The sequence below is a fragment of the Arthrobacter sp. AFG20 genome (genome assembly GCF_002892795.1).
Classification (GTDB): Bacteria; Actinomycetota; Actinomycetes; order Actinomycetales; family Micrococcaceae; genus Arthrobacter.
Map to the genome: position 1 here is coordinate 216124 of NZ_PJMC01000007.1, position 17593 is coordinate 233716.

General features: G+C 65.3%; 15 protein-coding genes and 1 tRNA gene. 4 read left to right on the forward strand and 12 right to left on the reverse strand.

Annotated elements, in window-relative coordinates:
* Nucleotides 1–232: 232 nt before the first annotated feature.
* A complete protein-coding gene (locus CXZ05_RS10820) occupies nucleotides 233–700 on the forward strand; it encodes a carboxymuconolactone decarboxylase family protein (RefSeq protein ID WP_102972603.1) in 468 nt (155 codons plus the stop codon).
* Between the two features lie 195 nt (nucleotides 701–895).
* Here CXZ05_RS10820 and CXZ05_RS10825 read toward each other — a convergent pair whose 3' ends face one another.
* Both CXZ05_RS10825 and CXZ05_RS10830 read right to left on the reverse strand, forming a co-directional pair.
* On the reverse strand, nucleotides 896–1492 hold the full coding sequence (locus tag CXZ05_RS10825; protein ID WP_102972604.1) for a DNA-3-methyladenine glycosylase I: 597 nt from the start codon (nucleotides 1490–1492) through the stop codon (nucleotides 896–898).
* 10 nt (nucleotides 1493–1502) lie between these two features.
* Nucleotides 1503–1754 carry a cell division protein CrgA gene (locus tag CXZ05_RS10830; protein ID WP_102972605.1) on the reverse strand — a complete coding sequence of 84 codons (252 nt, stop codon included), beginning with the start codon at nucleotides 1752–1754 and terminating at the stop codon, nucleotides 1503–1505.
* Nucleotides 1755–1926: 172 nt separating this feature from the next.
* Between CXZ05_RS10830 and CXZ05_RS10835 the strand changes: the two genes are divergently transcribed.
* Nucleotides 1927–2727, forward strand: a complete 801-nt coding sequence (locus CXZ05_RS10835) for a class E sortase (protein WP_102972606.1) — start codon at nucleotides 1927–1929, stop codon at nucleotides 2725–2727.
* Between the two features lie 169 nt (nucleotides 2728–2896).
* A complete protein-coding gene (locus CXZ05_RS10840) occupies nucleotides 2897–3538 on the forward strand; it encodes an aminodeoxychorismate/anthranilate synthase component II (RefSeq protein ID WP_102972607.1) in 642 nt (213 codons plus the stop codon).
* A gap of 18 nt (nucleotides 3539–3556) precedes the next feature.
* Here the strand turns inward: CXZ05_RS10840 and pknB are convergent, their stop codons facing one another.
* Genes pknB through CXZ05_RS10875 form a run of 7 tightly spaced genes read right to left on the reverse strand, consistent with a single transcriptional unit; the run spans nucleotide 3557 to nucleotide 13295 of the window.
* On the reverse strand, nucleotides 3557–5452 hold the full coding sequence (pknB, locus tag CXZ05_RS10845; protein WP_258006539.1) for a Stk1 family PASTA domain-containing Ser/Thr kinase: 1896 nt from the start codon (nucleotides 5450–5452) through the stop codon (nucleotides 3557–3559).
* Between the two features lie 48 nt (nucleotides 5453–5500).
* Nucleotides 5501–7375 carry a protein kinase gene (locus tag CXZ05_RS10850; protein WP_102972609.1) on the reverse strand — a complete coding sequence of 625 codons (1875 nt, stop codon included), beginning with the start codon at nucleotides 7373–7375 and terminating at the stop codon, nucleotides 5501–5503.
* On the reverse strand, nucleotides 7372–8826 hold the full coding sequence (locus CXZ05_RS10855; protein WP_102972610.1) for a penicillin-binding protein 2: 1455 nt from the start codon (nucleotides 8824–8826) through the stop codon (nucleotides 7372–7374). The genes CXZ05_RS10850 and CXZ05_RS10855 overlap by 4 nt, the downstream gene beginning before the upstream one ends.
* Entirely contained in the window at nucleotides 8823–10277 is a 1455-nt protein-coding gene (locus CXZ05_RS10860) for an FtsW/RodA/SpoVE family cell cycle protein (protein ID WP_102972611.1), read from the reverse strand. The genes CXZ05_RS10855 and CXZ05_RS10860 overlap by 4 nt, the downstream gene beginning before the upstream one ends.
* Entirely contained in the window at nucleotides 10274–12064 is a 1791-nt protein-coding gene (locus CXZ05_RS10865) for a PP2C family serine/threonine-protein phosphatase (RefSeq protein ID WP_102972612.1), read from the reverse strand. The genes CXZ05_RS10860 and CXZ05_RS10865 overlap by 4 nt, the downstream gene beginning before the upstream one ends.
* Nucleotides 12065–12066: 2 nt before the next feature.
* On the reverse strand, nucleotides 12067–12549 hold the full coding sequence (locus tag CXZ05_RS10870) for an FHA domain-containing protein (RefSeq protein ID WP_102972613.1): 483 nt from the start codon (nucleotides 12547–12549) through the stop codon (nucleotides 12067–12069).
* Nucleotides 12546–13295, reverse strand: a complete 750-nt coding sequence (locus tag CXZ05_RS10875; protein WP_102972614.1) for a DUF3662 and FHA domain-containing protein — start codon at nucleotides 13293–13295, stop codon at nucleotides 12546–12548. The genes CXZ05_RS10870 and CXZ05_RS10875 overlap by 4 nt, the downstream gene beginning before the upstream one ends.
* 393 nt (nucleotides 13296–13688) lie before the next feature.
* Between CXZ05_RS10875 and CXZ05_RS10880 the strand changes: the two genes are divergently transcribed.
* Nucleotides 13689–13771, forward strand: a tRNA-Leu gene (locus CXZ05_RS10880).
* Between the two features lie 176 nt (nucleotides 13772–13947).
* On the opposite strand, the gene CXZ05_RS10885 is transcribed toward CXZ05_RS10880, so the two are convergent.
* The 3 genes from CXZ05_RS10885 to CXZ05_RS10895 form a co-directional block, all read right to left on the reverse strand.
* Complete coding sequence (locus CXZ05_RS10885; RefSeq protein ID WP_102972615.1) at nucleotides 13948–15312, reverse strand: MFS transporter; 1365 nt, start codon at nucleotides 15310–15312, stop codon at nucleotides 13948–13950.
* A gap of 164 nt (nucleotides 15313–15476) precedes the next feature.
* Complete coding sequence (locus CXZ05_RS10890; RefSeq protein WP_102972616.1) at nucleotides 15477–16172, reverse strand: FadR/GntR family transcriptional regulator; 696 nt, start codon at nucleotides 16170–16172, stop codon at nucleotides 15477–15479.
* A 10-nt stretch (nucleotides 16173–16182) separates the two neighbouring features.
* Entirely contained in the window at nucleotides 16183–17310 is a 1128-nt protein-coding gene (locus tag CXZ05_RS10895; RefSeq protein WP_102972617.1) for a mandelate racemase/muconate lactonizing enzyme family protein, read from the reverse strand.
* Between the last annotated feature and the right edge of the window lie 283 nt (nucleotides 17311–17593).

Below are 17593 nucleotides of genomic sequence, written 5' to 3' on the forward strand. Positions count from 1 at the left end.
GTTATTCACACTGTTAATAACCCACAGATGTGTCAGCCGATGGTTCGGAAGCTCCATATCGCCTACATTCTGGCGTTCCCGTCGCCGCTACCCACAAGTTTTCCCCATGTGTGGATAACTTGTGGGTAGCCGCCTGTTGCTAAGTGGATAACCCGCCGCTGCGCGAAGCGCACCCGTGTAGTCTGACTGACAGCCACCGGGGTCAACCCGTGCGACCTCAAGGAGCAATGACTTGACTACCCACAGCCACCTCTTCCTGGACAAGCACCACCCCGCGGCCTGGCGGGCGCTGAATGGGCTCGGGTTGAAGGCCAAGGAGGCGGTGCTTGAAGCCGGCCTGGACGAAAAGCTCATCGAGCTGCTCAATGTCCGGATATCGCAGATCAACGGCTGCGCGTATTGCCTCGACATGCACGTCGCCGATGCCGTCAAGGGCGGCGAGTCCACGCAGCGACTGGCCGTCTTGCCAGCCTGGCGCGACACCGCCGTGTTTGAGGACCACGAGCGTGCGGCGCTGGCCTTGGCCGAGAGCATCACGGTTCTCCCCGATGCCCGCACCCGCGAGCTGGAGGACGCCTACGCGCGGGAACACCTCACCGACGAGCAGTACTCAGCGGTGAGCTGGCTGGCCATCGCGATGAACGCCTTCAACCGCGTGTCCATCACCAGCCAGCATCCAGTCCGGCCTCAAAAGGGCTGAAACGCCAGGTTTTCCACAGTCATTTCCACAACTGTTAATAACTTCGAAAATGCAAGTTTGGTCATCCAGGCGCGGCCAGCCGGGCCCGCAGCGTGTTTTTAGCGGGCTGCAGTCGGTGAAGTTATCAACACTGTGGATATCTTTACCAACATGCGTGGACGATGGGTGCAGGGCACCGGTGCGGCGCCGGACCCGTCAGGCCCAGACGCCTGAGGTTCCCCTGCGGTGGCTGTCCACCAGGTGCGTGTCCACCATGCCGATGGCTTCCATCAGGGCGAACATGGTGGTGGGCCCCACGAAGGCGAAGCCCTTCTTCCGCAGCGCCTTGGAGAGGGCGACGGACTCGGGGGACGTGGTGGGCACGTCGGCGTATGTGACGGGGGCAGGGGTCGAGGTCGGCTGGAACGCCCAGACAAAGTCAACGAGGCCGCCCTGCTCCCGCAGCGCGATGGTGGCACGGGCATTAGTGATCGCCGCACGGATCTTGAGGCGGTTTCGCACGATGCCGGGGTCCTGTAGGAGGCTATCGACGTCGGCCTCGGTAAAGGCGGCCACAGTTTCGGGGTGGAAGTCGTCGAAGGCAGCACGGAAGGCGGGGCGTTTGCGCAGGATCGTGGCCCAGGACAGGCCCGCCTGGAACGCTTCGAGGCTGATGCGCTCGTACAGGCCTTGCTCGTCCCGGACCGGCAGGCCCCACTCAGTGTCGTAATACTCACGCAGAAGGGGATCCGTGGAAGCCCACAGCGGACGTGCCAGGCCATCCTCGCCGATGATGATGCCTTCTGCGGTCATGGGCGTCGGTTCAGGAGCGCCAGCGGGTGGTCATCAGGAAGCCGACGATCGCAATGCCAAACCCGGCCAGGATGTTCCAGGACTCCCATGCCTGCACAGGCAGCTGGCCCTCGCTGATGTAGAAGGTGATGATCCAGAGGAGACCGATGATCATCAGGCCGAACATGACCGGCTTGAACCAGACCGGGTTCGGCTTGTAGGCCTCGGTGGAAACGGGCTCGGCCGGGCGGGCAGTCTTCTTACGTGGCTTTGACTCGGGCACATGTCCTCCTTGGCGGCTGAATCAAGAGGAGGGACCGGGGCTTGATATCCTGCTGGAAGGGGATTACCGGCGGTCTGCACACTCTTGGTCAGGTCTGAAGTCTTACTAGCAGCCAATTCTAGCTGTAGTTCAGCCCGCGCCGGTGCCCCGCAACCGCCTTGGAGGAGATCGCGTGGTACTGCAGGAGAAGGTGACGGCAACCGCCGGGCCGGCAACCGGCGTCGTAATCCTGCGGAAGGCCGTCCAGATCTTCGGCGAGCTGCTCATCACCGCCGGCATAGTGCTGCTCCTGTTTGTCGCGTGGCAGCTTTGGTGGACCAACGTGGAGTCCGATGCCAAGCAAACCGCCGCGGTCAAGGACTTTGCCAGGGACCTGGGTGGACCGGTGGCCCCCGCGCCCACCCCGGCTGCGACGGGCGGCACGGCCGCTTCCGGCCCGAAGGACTACGGATCGCCAGTGGTGGGAGAAGCCCCCGGGCACGGCGGAACCATCGGGATCATGTACATTCCCCGGTTTGGCGAGAACTACACCCGGCCGATTGTCGAGGGCACCAGCGGCGACGTCCTGGACACCCTGGGCCTCGGCCACTACAGCAACACGTCCATGCCCGGCGCCGTGGGTAATTTCGCCGTGGCAGGCCACCGGCAGACACACGGCGCCGTGCTGGACAATATCCACACGCTGGTTCCCGGGGACGAGATCTATGTCCAGACGCGGGACGGTTACTACGTCTACGTGTTCCGCAATAACCGCATTGTTCTGCCCAGCGAAGCCGATGTCCTTCTCCCGGTGCCCAACCAGCCCGGAGTGCGCCCCACCGAAAGGCTTCTCACCATGACCAGCTGCAATCCCCGCTTCGGCTCGGAGGAACGGATCATCGCCTATTCGGTGCTGGACCGTTGGCAGCCGGCGTCGGCGGGGCCGCCCGCAGAGATCGCAGCCCAGGTGGCACGGGCACGGGGGGAAGGCTAGGCATGTACGGCTGGATTTTCCGTCACCTTCCCGGCCCGCTCTGGTTCCGCGTCCTCACATCGCTGCTGCTGGCTGCCGGGGCCGTGTTCCTGATGGTCGAGTTTCTTTTCCCCTGGATGTCCCAGTTCACCCAATTCACCGACTCAACGATTGGTGCGCCAAGAAACCCATGAGCACAACAAAGATTCTCGTCGTGGACAACTACGACAGCTTCGTCTACACCCTGGTGGGCTATCTCCAGGAGCTGGGCGCTGAAACAACAGTGGTCCGCAATGATGATGTCACCCTCGACGAGGCCATCGAAATGGCAGAAGCGCGCGACGGCATACTCATCTCGCCCGGTCCGGGCTCGCCGTCCGAAGCGGGGGTCTGCATCGAGCTGATCCGCTGGTGCGGGGAGAAGACGAAGCCGATGTTTGGCGTCTGCCTCGGGCACCAGGCCCTTGCGGAGGCGTACGGCGGAACGGTGACCCATGCCCCGGAGCTGATGCACGGCAAGACTTCCCTGGTCCAGCACGACGGGGCCAGCGTTTTTGCCGGCCTGCCCTCCCCCGTGACGGCCACGCGCTACCATTCCCTGGCCGCCGTCCGGGACACGATTCCGGAGATTCTGGAGATCACGGCGGAAACCGCCAGCGGCGTCATCATGGGGCTGCAGCACCGCACTGCGCCGCTGTGTGGCGTCCAGTTCCACCCGGAGTCCGTGCTGACCGAGGGCGGCTACCAGATGCTGGGCAACTGGCTCGAGTCGCTTGGCATGAAGGGTGCGGCCGAACGGGCGGCCAAGCTCAGCCCCCTCATCCAGCACTAGGATTCGGCTCGGCGAGCCCTACTTTCCCTTCGTGGGGCTCGGCGTCGACGTCGGCGTCGGGGTGGGTGCGGGGGGCGCCGGGGCCTTGGCCACCGTCACGGTGATGGCCTTGCCCTGCTCCACAAGCGAGTTGATCGGATCGCTCTGGCCGGTCACCTTGCCCGGCTGGACCTGGGAGTTCTCCACCTCACTGATGACGGCAACCAGGCCGAGCTCCTTGAGCGCAGCCTCGGCCTCGGCACGGTTCATGCCGCGAAGCTCCGGCATAGCGACCTTGCCTGTGGACACCAGAATCTCAACGGTGCTCCCCACCGCCACCTGCTGGCCCGGCGCAGGCTTGGTGGTGATCACCAGGCCTGCCGGAACAGTGGCGCTGTTGGCCATGGTGGTGGACGGCGCGCCCACCAGTCCCGCCTGCCGCAGGATGTCGCGGGCTGCCGCCTCCGTCCGTCCCGGCAGCGTCTCCGGGATCTTGACGGCACTGGGGCCCGACGAGATGTTCAGGACAATTTCCGAGTCCGGTTCCAGCGACGATCCCGCCGGAGGCGCAGTGCCGATGGCGGTGCCCTTGGTGATCGAGTCGTGTTGCACCCGCTTGATCTGCGGCCGCAGCTTCGCGTCGTAGAGCGCCTGCAGCGCCTCTGATTCCGAGAGTTTCTCCACCGCGGGAATCGCGACGCGCGCCGGTTCGGCAGGCGGCTGGTTGAGGAAGTTGTAGAACCACAGGCCGCCGCCGGCCAGCACCAGGAGCGTGAAGATTACGAAGGTCGTAATCCATGCCCGACGGCGGGACTTCTGTAAGCCCGATCGCTCCCGTTCGCGGGGCAGGCCCAGCGGAAGTTCATCGTGCTCGGCCGTCTCGTAGACCGCCGCGGCCTCCGTCGGCAGCACGGACGCATCAACGTCCGAGTCCCGGGTGCGACGCAGCCGGCCCGCTGGAGCGTCGTCGAGGAAGCTGGCTCCGGTCATGGAAAACGCTTCGGTGGGCGGCGTGCGGTGCGGCTCAGGAATGTCATTAGGGTCCGTCGGCGCTTCGCTTGGCGACAATGCCGGAACCGGGATCCCGTTCTTGGCGGCCCGTAGCGCACGGCGGAAGGCCGCGGCGTCCTGGAAACGGTCAGCACGGTTCTTCTGCAGCGCCTTTTCCAGCACGCTGTCCAGCGCTCCGGAGATCTCCGGATTGAAGTTGCTGGCTGGTTCCGGCCTCTCGCGGACATGCTGGTACGCCACTGATACGGGGCTTTCACCCACGAACGGTGGGCGGCCGGTCAGCGTTTCGTACAGCAGGCAGCCTGCCGAGTACAGGTCGCTGCGGGCGTCCACTGCCTCGCCGCGCGCCTGCTCCGGCGACAGGTACTGGGCGGTGCCCACCACCGCCTGGGTCTGCGTCATGGTTGCGGAGGAATCGGCCACAGCGCGGGCAATGCCGAAGTCCATCACCTTGACCATGTCCGAGTTCGCGCAGTACATCACATTCGCCGGTTTGATGTCCCGGTGCACGATCCCGGCCTTGTGGCTGTATTCCAGTGCCGAGAGGACACCCAGCGTGTACTCCACCGCCTGGTCAATGGTGATGTCACTTGCCCTGATCAGGTCCCGGAGCGTCTTGCCCGCCACAAACTCCATGACGATGTAGGGAACGCGGACCTGGTCGTGCCCGTCTCCCGGCACGGTGTGTTCGCCCGTGTCGTAAATGGCCACGATCGACGGATGGTTCAGGGCTGCGACGGCCTGGGCCTCGCGCTTGAACCTGGCCTGCAACTGGGGGTCGCGGGCCAAATCGGGGCGGAGCAGTTTGATCGCGACCGTCCGGCCCAGGCGGGTATCCAGGCCACGGTGCACATCGGCCATGCCCCCGCGGCCGATGACATCGCCAAGTTCATAGCGTCCGCTCAGGACGCGCTGACTTGTCACCGGGATGTTGTCTTCCCGGTGTGACGGAGTTCGCGGCGTGGTCACGGCTTATGGTCCGCTGGGCGAGCCGCTTGGAGTCGGCGTGGATGAGGGGGTGGCTGACGGCGTCGGGATCAGTGCCTGGGACAGGTGATAGGTCACAACCGATCCGGCAGCGACCTCCCGGCCGCTTTCGGGCTCGGAGCGGACAAACGTTCCAGCGTCCTGGCCGGGATCGCCCGCCTCGTCAGCACCCTTTTGCCAGCGCAGACCGGCCTTCTCGATGGCTGACTGGACCTCGGCCTCACTACTGCCCGTGCTGATGTCCGGGACCTTGATCTGTTCCGGGCCCTTGGAGTACGTGACCGTGACTGTGTCGCCGGCCTGCAGCGGGCCTGACGGGTTGAGGTCTGTGACCGTGCCGGGAGGAGCCGGGTTGGACACTGCCTTGCCGTCAACCTTGAGGCCGAGCGCGATCAGTTCTGCCCGGACATCGCTGAACTGCTTGCCGAGGTACGCCTCCGGAATCACGTTGATGGCTGCGGGAGTGGACTGCGTCGGCGTCGGTGTGGGCGTCGGCGTCGGAGTCGCCGACGTCTGGGTAGGCGTGGGCGTGGAACTGGTGCTCACACTGCGGCTGGGTGTGCTCGACGTGGTGGCTGCAGGGCTCTGGCCCGGGAACAGGAAGCCGGCCTGGCTCAGGAGGATGCCGGCGACGGCGAACAGCACCAGCAGGATCAGGGCGATCAGCGGCCACGTCCACGGGCTGCGCTTACGCCGCTCGGGCTCATCGGCGGGTTCGCCGTCGTACGGTGCCGCGTACTGGTCCTCTTCCTGGTCCCAAGTGCGCTCGGCGGCCAGGGCATCGGCACGCGACAGTGTGCTCCCCGCCCGCGTGGGGGCGGCATCCGAGGGGTTCCCGGCGGCAGCAGCAGCGGCTCCGCCGGCGGCAGCACCGGCGGCTGCCGCGCCGAGCACGGGCAGCGCCGAGGTGGCCGCCGTCGGGCTTTTCTCCGAGCCGATCACGCCGGTTGGCGCCGTGGCGATATTAACCGGGGCCGTCATGGCGCCGGTGCCCCCTTCGTACAGGAGCATGCCGGGAACAGCGGCGTGGGCTGCCGAGATGTCACCGTTGCGGATGGCCTCTGCTGCCTCGGCCAGTTTGATGGCGTTGGCCGGACGGTTCTTCGGGTCCTTGGCCAGCATGGACATCAGGAGCGCCCGGACCGGCTTGGGCAGCGACTCCGGCAGGGGCGGCGGCGCGTCGTTAACCTGGGCCAGGGCGATGGCGATCTGCGATTCGCCGGAGAACGGCCGGTGCCCGGTGAGGCACTCGTAGCCGATGACGCCGAGCGAGTAGATGTCCGAGGCGCCGGTGGCGGTCTGGCCGGTGGCCTGTTCGGGAGCGAGGTACTGGGCGGTGCCCATGACCTGTCCGGTCTGGGTCAGCGGCACCTGGTCCGCCAGGCGCGCGATGCCGAAGTCGGTGACCTTGACCCGCCCGTCCGGCATGATGAGCAGGTTTCCGGGCTTGATGTCACGGTGCACCAGGCCCTGGGCGTGGGCCACCGACAGGGCCCGCGCCGTCTGCGCCATGATGGACAGCGTACGGTCCGGAGAGAGCACCTGCTCGTGTTCGATGATGCTGCTCAGCGGCTGGCCGGGGACCAGCTCCATCACGAGGTAGGCGGAGCCTTCCTCCTCGCCGTAGTCGAAGACGTTGGCGATGCCCACGTGGTTGAGGAGCGCGGTGTGGCGGGCTTCGGCGCGGAACCGCTGGAGGAAGCCGGGGTCACCCGTGTACTCCTCTTTGAGCACCTTAATGGCCACGATCCGGCCCAGGATCTGGTCCTTGGCCTTCCAGACTTCACCCATGCCGCCGATCGCAATACGCGTGGTCAACTGGAATCTGCCGCCGAGGGTGATTCCCGATGTAGGCCTCACTTATTCAACACCGCCTCAAAAATTCTCTTTGCGTTCGGACTGGTTAGCTGTGCTCCGGTGGTGATGTCCACGCCCTGCATGACGACGGTGACGGACACTTGCGGATCGTTAGCCGGGGCGAACCCCGTAAACCAAGAATTGTTCAGGCCGTCCCCGAGTTCGGCGGTGCCGGTCTTGCCGGCGACCTCGACGCCCGGGACGGCTGCGCCGGAGCCGATGCCCTCGCTGACCACGCTGGTCATCCAGTCGGTGATCTGCCCGGCGATCTCCGGCGTCGTCGAGGTCCGCAAAGCCACCGGCTTCGGTTCGTCGATCACGCGGAGGTCCGGTGAACGTACGGCCTTGATCAGGTTCGGAGCCATCTGCACTCCGCTGTTGGCAATGGCCGAGGTCATCAGCGCGATCTGGAGCGGCGTCGCACGGACGTCACGCTGGCCGATGGCGGACTGCGCCAGTCCGGCGTCGTCGAGGTCCGAGGGGAAGACGCTGGGGGCGTAGTCCAGCTTGAGCTGGTCGCCGAGGCCTGAATTGAAGCCGAACTTGCTGGCCTGCTGGGCTATCGCGTTTTCCCCGAGATCGCGGGCAATACTGGCGAAGGGCGTGTTGCAGGACTGCTGCAGCGCGAACGCGAAACTCGCGGTGTTCCGGGTGTAGCAGTTGCCGCCGGCGTAGTTGGGCAGCTGGTACTGGATGCCCGGGAAGCTCATCTGGGCCGGGTTGGGCAACACGCTGTCGGCGTTGTACTTGCCGGAGTTCAGGGCAGCTGCCGTGTCCACCAGCTTGAAAACCGAGCCCGGTGCCAGCAGCGCACCCGTGGGGCCGCTGACCGAGGGGTTCAGGTTGACGCCCGGGACCTTGATGGCCGCGTTGTAAGCAGCCTGCTCCTTGGCGACGTCCTGGGTGGCGATGAGGTTGGGATCATAGGAAGGCTTGCTGACCATGGCCAGGATGTTGCCCGTCTTGGGGTCGGTCACGACGATCGACCCCCGCTGGCCGTCCGGGATGAGGTCGTACGCCAGCTTCTGGATCTTGGGGTCGATGGTCAGCTCGACAGATGCGCCCTTGGGCTGGTTGCCCAGGAAGAGCTGTCCGATCCGGTCGAAGAAGAGCTGGTCCGCGCTTCCGGCCAGCTGGGCATCCATGGCGCCTTCGAGGCCGGTGACCCCGTAGCTCCGGGAAAAGTATCCGGTCAGCCCGGCATACAGCTCGGGCTGGTTGTACCGGCGCTGGAACTTGCAGGATTCATTGCCCGGGACGGATTCGGCGATGGCGGAGCCACCTACGAGGATCGCTCCCCGGTCATTGCAGTAGTTCTGCAGTATGGCTCGCCTGTTCCACGGATTGGCCTTGAGCTCGTCCGCGCCCACCACCTGGACGTAGCTGATCGCACCGAAAATCAGGGCGAACATGGCGATCGCGGCGATCCATGAATGTCGAATGGCCTGGTTCACAGGTGTTTCACCGCCTCGGTGGGAGCGTCTGGGAGAGTCTGGGTGGTGTTCCGGTCCTGCCGGCTTCCTGCGGCTGTCACCGGCGCCGGCTTTTGCGCCTCAGGTGTGCGGCCGGGCTGCATCGGTGAGGTGTCCACCGGGCCGCGGGCCGTATGAGAGATCATCAGCAGCAGGCCAACGATGATCCAGTTGGCCAGCAGCGAGGAGCCACCAGCGGCCAGGAACGGCGTGGTGAGGCCGGTCAGCGGAATCAGCCGCGTGACGCCGCCGATCACCACAAAGCACTGCAGCGCTACCGCGAAGGACAGGCCGCAGGCGAGGAGCTTGCCGAAGGCGTCGCGGGTGCCGAGGGCCGCACGGAAACCGCGGGTGAAGAGCAGCAGGTACATCATCACGATGGCGAAGAGGCCGATCAGGCCCAGTTCCTCGCCGAAGGAGGCGATGATCATGTCGCTGTTGGCGAACGGCACCAGGTTGGGCCGGCCCTGTCCGAGGCCGGTGCCCACGAGCCCGCCGCTGGCCATGCCGAAAAGGCCTTCCACGATCTGGCCGCTGCCGCCGGGGGAACGGCCGAAGACTTCCTCGGTGAAGGCATTGAGCCAGCTGTCGATGCGCAGGCCAACGTGCGAGAAGACCTTGGACGCCACGAAGCCGCCGCCGAGGATCAGGGTGAGGCCGATGACCACCCAGCTGATGCGGCTGGTGGCCACGTAGATCATCACGATGAACAGGCCGAAGAACAGCACGGACGATCCGAGGTCACGCTGGAAGATCAGCACGCCGATGCTTACGAGCCAGGCCGTGATCATGGGTCCCATGTCCTTGAACCGGGGGAACTGCATGGGGCCGATCTTGCGACCGGCCAGCATGATGAGGTCGCGGTTCGAGGAAAGATATCCGGCAAAGAATATGGCGAGGGTGATCTTGGCGACCTCACCGGGCTGGAAGGTCATCGGACCGAGGCGGATCCACACCCGGGCGCCGAGGATCTCGCCGGCGGAGATGCCGGGGACCAGCGGAAGTATCAGGAGCAGCGCGCTGACGGCCAGGGAAATATAAGTGAAGCGGCGCAGGACACGGTGGTCCTTGAGGAACCAGATCACGGCGATGGCAACGGCCATGGCGATGACGGTCCAGCGCAGCTGGTTGTTGCCGGTGTCTTCGCCCGGAGCGTCGAGCCGGTGGATCATCGCCAGGCCGAGGCCGTTCAGTGCAACGACCAGCGGAAGTATTACCGGATCGGCATACTTGGCGCGGAGCCGGAGGACCACATGGAACACCAGGGACGCCACGGCGAGCAGGCTGGACTGGAACCAGAAGTCCGTGTCCAGCGAGGTCTGTTCGTCGATGCTGATCAGTGCGTTGGCGCCGATGCTGACTGACAGGGCGAGCACGAGCAACAGCAGTTCCACGTTGCGCCGGGGTTTGGGCATGGTGTCGGCGTGGCTCATTGGCCCCCCTCACAGGTTGCGGTTGGGGTGGGTCCGGCCGAGGCTCCGGCTGTTGCCGATGCCGTTGGCTTGGCGGTTGTGGTCGCCTTCGGGGACGTGGTTGTCGGCTTTGGAGTGGCGGAGGCCTTGGCCGTGGCTGATGCCGTAGCCTTCGGCGAGGCCGAGTCCGAGGCCGTTGGAGACGCAGTCAGGCATTCATCCGAGGGTGCGGTGCTTCCCGTGCGCTCAAGGTTCTTGACGATCCGCTGGGCGTCGTACAAATCCCGCGCGGGGACCGTCTGCCGGACCCGCTGCTGTGAGAACTGGGGCAGCGAATCCATCCGGATGTCCGTGACCGCTTCCAGGGTGGAGAGCTGAACGGGGCCGAGACGCTGGGAGACGCCGTTGAAGATGGCCACCCGCTGGTCGAATTCACCGATGTAGTAGCGTGTCTGGGTCCAGGCGTAACCGAGCCAGAGCCCGACGGCGAGGACCAGGAGTGCGGCGCCCGCAACACCCAGGGTGAGCCAGCGGCGCGGACGCCTCACCGGCGTGAACTCCTCGGCCTCTTCGCGGGCATTGTCTGACTTGTGCGTCAGGACGGTTGCGGCGCGGCGCGCGACGGTGCGGCCGGCAATGGTGGGGATGGAACCGGTCTCGGCGGCAGCGACGGCTGCGCCGACGAGGATGTGGGGCCGGGAGGACAGCTCCTCGCGCAGTACCTCCGCGGACAGATGCTCGCCCAGATGCGGATCAGTGCTGGTAGCCGGTTCGTTCGACGGCGGCTTGTCGGAACCCTCGCCTGTCGCGTCGGACCCGGATGTCCGTTCAGACGCGGAGTCGCCGGACGCCGGAACTGCGGCCGGCGGGGCGGAAGCATCCGTGGATCCAAGCTTCGCTTCCGCTGGCCCCGAAGCGGCTGGTTCGAAACCCGGGGCGGCGGTTGGCTCAGCCGGGGCCGCAGGCTTCGTCCCGGTGATCGCTTCCGGTTGTTCGGCGTCAGGGACGATGTCGACGGCGGCCGTGCTGACGTCGTCGGGCGTTTCCTCCACGATTTCCACCATGACAACGGTGACGTTGTCCGGCGCGCCCGCCTCGAGGGTGAGGTCAACGAGCGTCTCGACGCATTCGCTCAGATTCGGCGTTTCCCGCACGGTGCGCTCCACGACGTGGCCCGCGACGTAATTCAAACCGTCGGAGCAGAGCAGCCAGCGTTCTCCGGGCTGCACCTCGATGGTGGCGAGGTCCAGTTCGGGGCTCGCATCGACGTCGCCGAGGACGCGCATCAGGACGTTCTTGTGCGGATGGGTTTCCGCTTCTTCGGGGCGCAACCTGCCCTCGTCGATGAGGCGCTGGACGAAGGTGTGGTCGATGCTGATCTGCTCGAACTCGCCGTCGCGCAGGCGGTAGGCGCGGGAGTCACCGATGTGGGCGAAATGGAGCTTGCCCTCGGCCAGCAGCAGGGCAGTCACGGTGGTGCCCATGCCCGCCAGCTTGGGATTGATGTGAACCAGTTCCGAAAGCAGCGAGTTGGCGGTCTGGATCTCGTCGGCCAGCACGGTGCCGGCGTCGTCATCGTAGTCGTCGGTGTCCAGATGGATCATGTCCAGGACAGTGGCGGCGGAAGCAACATCGCCGCCGGCGTGGCCGCCCATGCCGTCCGCCACGACGGCCAGATGCCGGCCCACGTAGGCGGAGTCGTCGTTCTTAGCGCGGATGCGGCCGACGTCAGAACGCGCCGCATACCGCAGGATGAGGGGCCGAGGCGAGGCTGGCACCTCGCCCGCGGGCATGTCCGGAGCGGCCATGGCTACGGCCTCAATTCAATGACCGTCTTGCCGATTCTCACGGGTACACCAAGGTCCACGGGCAGGGCCCTGGTGAGCTGCTGTTCGGCCAGATAGGTGCCGTTGGTGGAGCCGAGGTCCTCGATGAACCAGCGGCTTCCCTGTGGAAAGAGCCGGGCGTGCCTGCCCGAAGCGTAGTCATCCTCGAGTACCAGGGTGGCCTCCTGCGCGCGCCCCAGCAGGATGGGGCTGGCAGCCAGCGGGACTGTACGGCCCTTGAGCGGGCCTTCGGTGACGAGCAGCTGGCGGGCCTGCTGCTTTGCCGGCGCGGGGGCAGGTTCGGCGAGTTCCGGGTTCTTCCGCACCTGCCGTGCCGTGGGGGCTCCGGTGGCCGCCTTGCGGCCAATCATGAGATCGCGACGCATGGCTGAGACGATGCTGAAGATGAGAACCCAAAGAAGAAGCAGGAACCCGAAGCGCAGGGCTGTGATGGTCAGTTCGCTCATGGGCGGCCGCCATTGTTGGCGGGCAGGAGGCGGAAGATGATTTTGGTCCGTCCCATCGTGATGGTGGAGCCGTCCGTGAGCTCCATGCTGCCGGCCACTTTGTGTCCGTTGACGTAGCTGCCGTTGGTGGAGCCCAGGTCGACGGCGGTGGTGGTGCCGCCGTGGGTCTGGATTTCCAGATGCCGACGGGAGACTCCGGTGTCGTCCACCAGGATGTCAGCCTCTGATGAACGGCCCAGGACGACTGAGTGCGCATTGAGTGAATACCGCTGTCCGTCGATGTCCAGGACAGGCTGGAGGCGGACTGGCTGGCGGCTTGGCGCTGCCGGCACGTTAGCCCGCGGAGCAGCCGGCGCGGCCGGCGCTGAACCGGAGGACTTCTCGGTTTTGGAGGTGATCTCGAAGTCGCCGGCCCGGTGGGATTCGTCCCGGCGGAAAGAAATGCGGACCGGTCCCTGGAGGATGTAGCCCTGGCTGCGGACATGGTTGATCACGACGTCGCAGAGTTCCTCGGCCAGGGGAGTTCCCCATTCCTGGGCGCGCTGAAAATCCTCGTCACTCAGGAGCACGTCGAAGATGTTAGGCACCAGGGTGCGTCCGGCGGCGATGGTGATGGCCTTGTGGTCCACTTCGCGGCGGAGGCGGCTCGCGATTTCCACGGGCTCAACCTGGGCTTTGGAGCCGGTGGAGAAGACGCCGCGGACGGCCTTTTCAATGCCGCGTTCGACCTTGTCCAGCAAACCCATGGTCCTCTCCTTTCCTTGCTGCTGAGGGACAGTGCGTCCCGTGGAACTCGTTCTGGCGATGCGGTCACAACAAAACACCGTGCCCGCCGGAAGCGGGCGCCTATGTATCCGATACTACTTGCCACGCCTGCGAAAGACCTTAATCCACAACGCGCCGGGAACCCGATTCGTTCACGTTTCCCCGGTGGATGTGGGGGCGATCACAGGCCGAAACCTTGCCTCCGTGGTGGTGTCGAGGGCTGTCGCATCCGCGGCCCTGCCGGGGAAAAACATGCCGCAAGGCGGCTGCAACGCCCCGATTAGGAATTTGCAGGGAATGTCCGTTATGCTTGATCTCGCTGCTTTCACGAGGTGCAAAACCGGTTACCGGTTGGGCTTAGTGGGAGAAGTTGCGCGCGAGTGGCGGAACGGCAGACGCGCTGGCTTCAGGTGCCAGTGTCCGAAAGGGCGTGGGGGTTCAAATCCCCCCTCGCGCACGCATCAGGACCCCGGGAAATCAATGATTTCCCGGGGTCCTTTCTTGTTTTCGGGCCTGTGTGGGGTTAGCCGGCCCGTCAGCCCTCGACGGCGTTGTTAAAACGCCTCGGGGCGGTTGCCGGAATTCCGACAACCGCCCCGAGGGCTCAGGACAGTGACTGTAACGAAGGGCGGCCTACTTCGCTGTTGACGGCTCCAGCCGTGCTTCGCCAGGCGCCGATGCCTTCTCCGCGACGTCGGAGGCTGGCTTCCGCTCCTTGAGGAAGTACACCAGGATGGCTGCCACCGTCGATGCTGCCGCCAGGGCGAACAGGCCAGGCACAACGCTTCCGGTCTGCTCCTTGATGATGCCGAACCCGAACGGTGCCACGAAGCCGCCGAGGTTGCCCAGGGAGTTGATGATGGCGATGGCGGGGGCCAGGACCAGCGGGTGCAGGGTCGACTGCGGGATGGTCCAGAACAGCGGTGATGCGCTCTTGAAGCCCATGGCGGCGACGGCCAGGAATACCAGGGCAAGGACCGGGGAGGCGACGGCTGCGGCGAGGGTGCCGACTGCGGCCACGAGGAGTGCGGCGACCAGCAGCGGGCGCTTGGACTTTGCCTTGTCCTGCCACTTGGCCGCGAAGTACATGGCGAAGACGGCGCATACCCAGGGGATGGAGGAGAGGAAGCCAACGCTCAGATCCGTGGTGCCGGGGATCTGCTTGACGATGGTCGGCAGCCAGAACGTGTTCGCATAAATGGAAAGCTGCACGGAGAAGTAGATCCCGCACAGCAGGAGGATCTGCGGGTTGAGGAGCATCTTCCAGCGGTTGACCTTGCCGTCCTGCTTGCCGTTGGCCGTCGTGTGCTGGGCGTCCTCCCGGGCGATGGTTGCTGTGAGAGCCGACTTTTCGCCGGCCGTGAGCCACTTGGCATCCTGAACCTTTGCATCCAGGAAGAAGAATACGGTGATGCCAACGACAACGGAGAGCACTCCTTCGAAGCCGAACAGCCACTGCCAGCCGCGCAGGCCCAGGACATCGTGCAGGCTCAGGAGCAGGCCGGCGATTGGGCCGGACAGCGCAGCTGCCACCGAGGACCCGGCGATGAAGACGGCGGTCGCCTTGCCGCGCTGGCCGGCGGGGACCCAGCGGGCGAAGTAGAAGATGACGGCCGGGAAGAAGCCTGCTTCCGCAGCACCGAGCAGGAACCGCAGAACGTAGAACATCGTCTCGTTCTGGACGAACGCCATCAGGAAGGACACGATGCCCCAGCTGATCATGATCCGGGTCAGCCAGATCTTGGCGCCGTACTTTTCCATCATGACGTTGCTCGGAAGCTCGAAAATGGCATACGCGATGAAGAACAGCCCGGCACCGAAGCCGTAGGCCGCTGCGCCGATGCCGACGTCAGCCTGCAGATGATCCTGGGCGTAGCCGATGTTGGACCTGTTCAGCTGGTTGCACACGAGCATGACCAGCATGATGGGCAGCACGCGCCGGAAAAACTTCTTCATGGCCGAAGCCAGATCCGTGACAGCGGTGTCTACAGACTGCATGGGGGAATCCTCTTTGATAGAGCAGCAAGATCAGCTGTGGGGACTATGGGGCAGGCCGTTGTGGTCCTCGCCACAGCACGTATTAACTGTAAGCAGTAGGATTCATGCCCGTCCAACACGCATATTGCATGATGTGATACCCGCAGGGAACTACTGCCGGGAGCCTATTCCCTCCTGGCCTTGAGCCTGCGCCGCGAGTTGGCTAGGTGGTTGCGCATCGCCGCGGACGCTGCGGCTCCGTCACCGTCTGTAATCGCGGCAAAAATGGAGCCGTGTTCGTGGACCACCTGTTCGAAGTGGTCCCGCGCGTAATGCTCGACGCCGGTCAGCAGCCGGGTGCGCGGCATCGCGATCATGGTCTGGCCCAGGGAGGTGAGGCAGTCCGAATAGAAGGGGTTTCCGGAGGCTGCCGCGACGGCTTTGTGGAACTCAAAGTCCGCCTTCATGGCGTGGGCGGGATGCTCGCCGCTGTCCGTGAACTCCGCCAGCGCCTGGCGGATGGCGTTCAGCTGCCGTTCGGTCCGCTTTCCGGCGGCAAGCGCTGCCGCTTCGGTTTCGACGCCCATCCGGAATTCCAGCAGGTGCAGCCGGTCCTCGGCGGTGACCACAGCCCTGGTGGGCTGGCCCGACGTCGGACTTCCCGTGGGCGGGGTCAGCGCAAAGCTGCCCCGCCCTCGTTCGGTTTCCACGAGACCCTCGGCCTGGAGCCGGGTCAGTGCGGCCCGCACCACGGTGCGGCTGACGCCGAACTCGCCGATGAGGGTGTTTTCGCTCGGAAGCTTTTCGCCGGGCTGGATGACGCCGTCCACGATGCGGGTGCGAAGGTCGGCGGCGAGGTCCGCGGTCAGGTTCCGGCTCATGGATTCAAGGTTACGCGCCGAATTCCATCGTCTCGGTGGTCCACGCGCGGGCCTGGTCGCTGAGGCTGACGCCGAGCCCCGGGCGGTCAGGAACGATCATCCGGCCGTCCTTGGTTTCGAGGCGTTCGTTGAACAGCGGGTCCAGCCAGTCGAAGTGCTCCACCCACGGTTCGCGCGGGTACGCGGCCGCCAGGTGCAGGTGGATTTCCATCGCGAAGTGTGGTGCCAGGCCGAGGCCGCGTTCGTCGGCGAGGGCCGCCAGGCGGAGGAACTGGGTGATGCCGCCGACGCGCGGCGCGTCGGGCTGGATGATGTCGCAGCCGTTGGCGGCGATGAGGCCCTTGTGTTCGGCCACGGAGGCGAGCATTTCGCCGGTGGCGATGGGGGTGTCCAATACCTGGGCGAGGTGGGCGTGACCCTCGAAGTCGTAGGCGTCCAGCGGCTCTTCGATCCAGATGAGGTTGAATTCTTCGAGCTGGCGGCCCATGCGCAGTGCCGTGGCGCGGTCCCACTGCTGGTTGGCATCGACCATGAGGGGCACGTCCCAGCCGATGTGTTCGCGGATGCCGGCCACGCGGCGCAGGTCCTCCTTGGAGTCCGGGAGGCCGACCTTGATCTTGATGCCGCCGATTCCCTCTTCGACGGACTGCGTGGCGCGGGCCTTCACCTCGTCGAGGGTGGCATTCAGGAAGCCGCCGGAGGTGTTGTAGGTCTGGACGGAGTCGCGGTAGGAGCCCAGGAGTTTGGCCAGGGGGAGCCCGGCGCGCTTGGCCTTGAGGTCGTAGAGGGCGATGTCGATCGCGGCGAGGGCCTGGGTGGCGACGCCGGAGCGGCCCACGGAGGCGCCGGCCCAGAGGAGCTTGGTGTAGAGCTTGCCGATGTCGTTGGGGTCCTCGCCGATGATCCCTTCGGCAACTTCTTTGGCGTGGGCGTACTGGGCGGGGCCGCCCGCACGCTTGGAGTAGCTGAAGCCGAGGCCGGTGTGGCCCTGTTCCGTGGTGATTTCAGCGAAGAGGAAAACGACCTCGGTCATGGGCTTCTGGCGGCCTGTGAATACCTTGGCGTCGCTGATCGGGACAGCCAACGGAAGGCGTGCGGTGGAAAGCTTGACGTGCCGGATCAAATCGACGGTGCTCATGGGTTCTCCTTGGGAAGTAGGGGCAACATCGCCCGCTCACCTAGGATACAAGTTAGTTACTTGTAGTACAAGCAACTACACTATGGATGTTATCCCGAGTGTCAGAGTTGGCTCTTAGGCCTCGACCGCTGAGTGCCAAAAAATAGGACTCCGGACCCTATCCTGACGCTTGTTGCGCCTCATCTGAATATTGGCTCTTGAAGGGTCCATGTGTGGGGCGGGTTAGCGCCGGGGTCCGGGCCCACGATTTGCGCTGTTCAGCGCCGGTGTTGGTGTGGTTGAG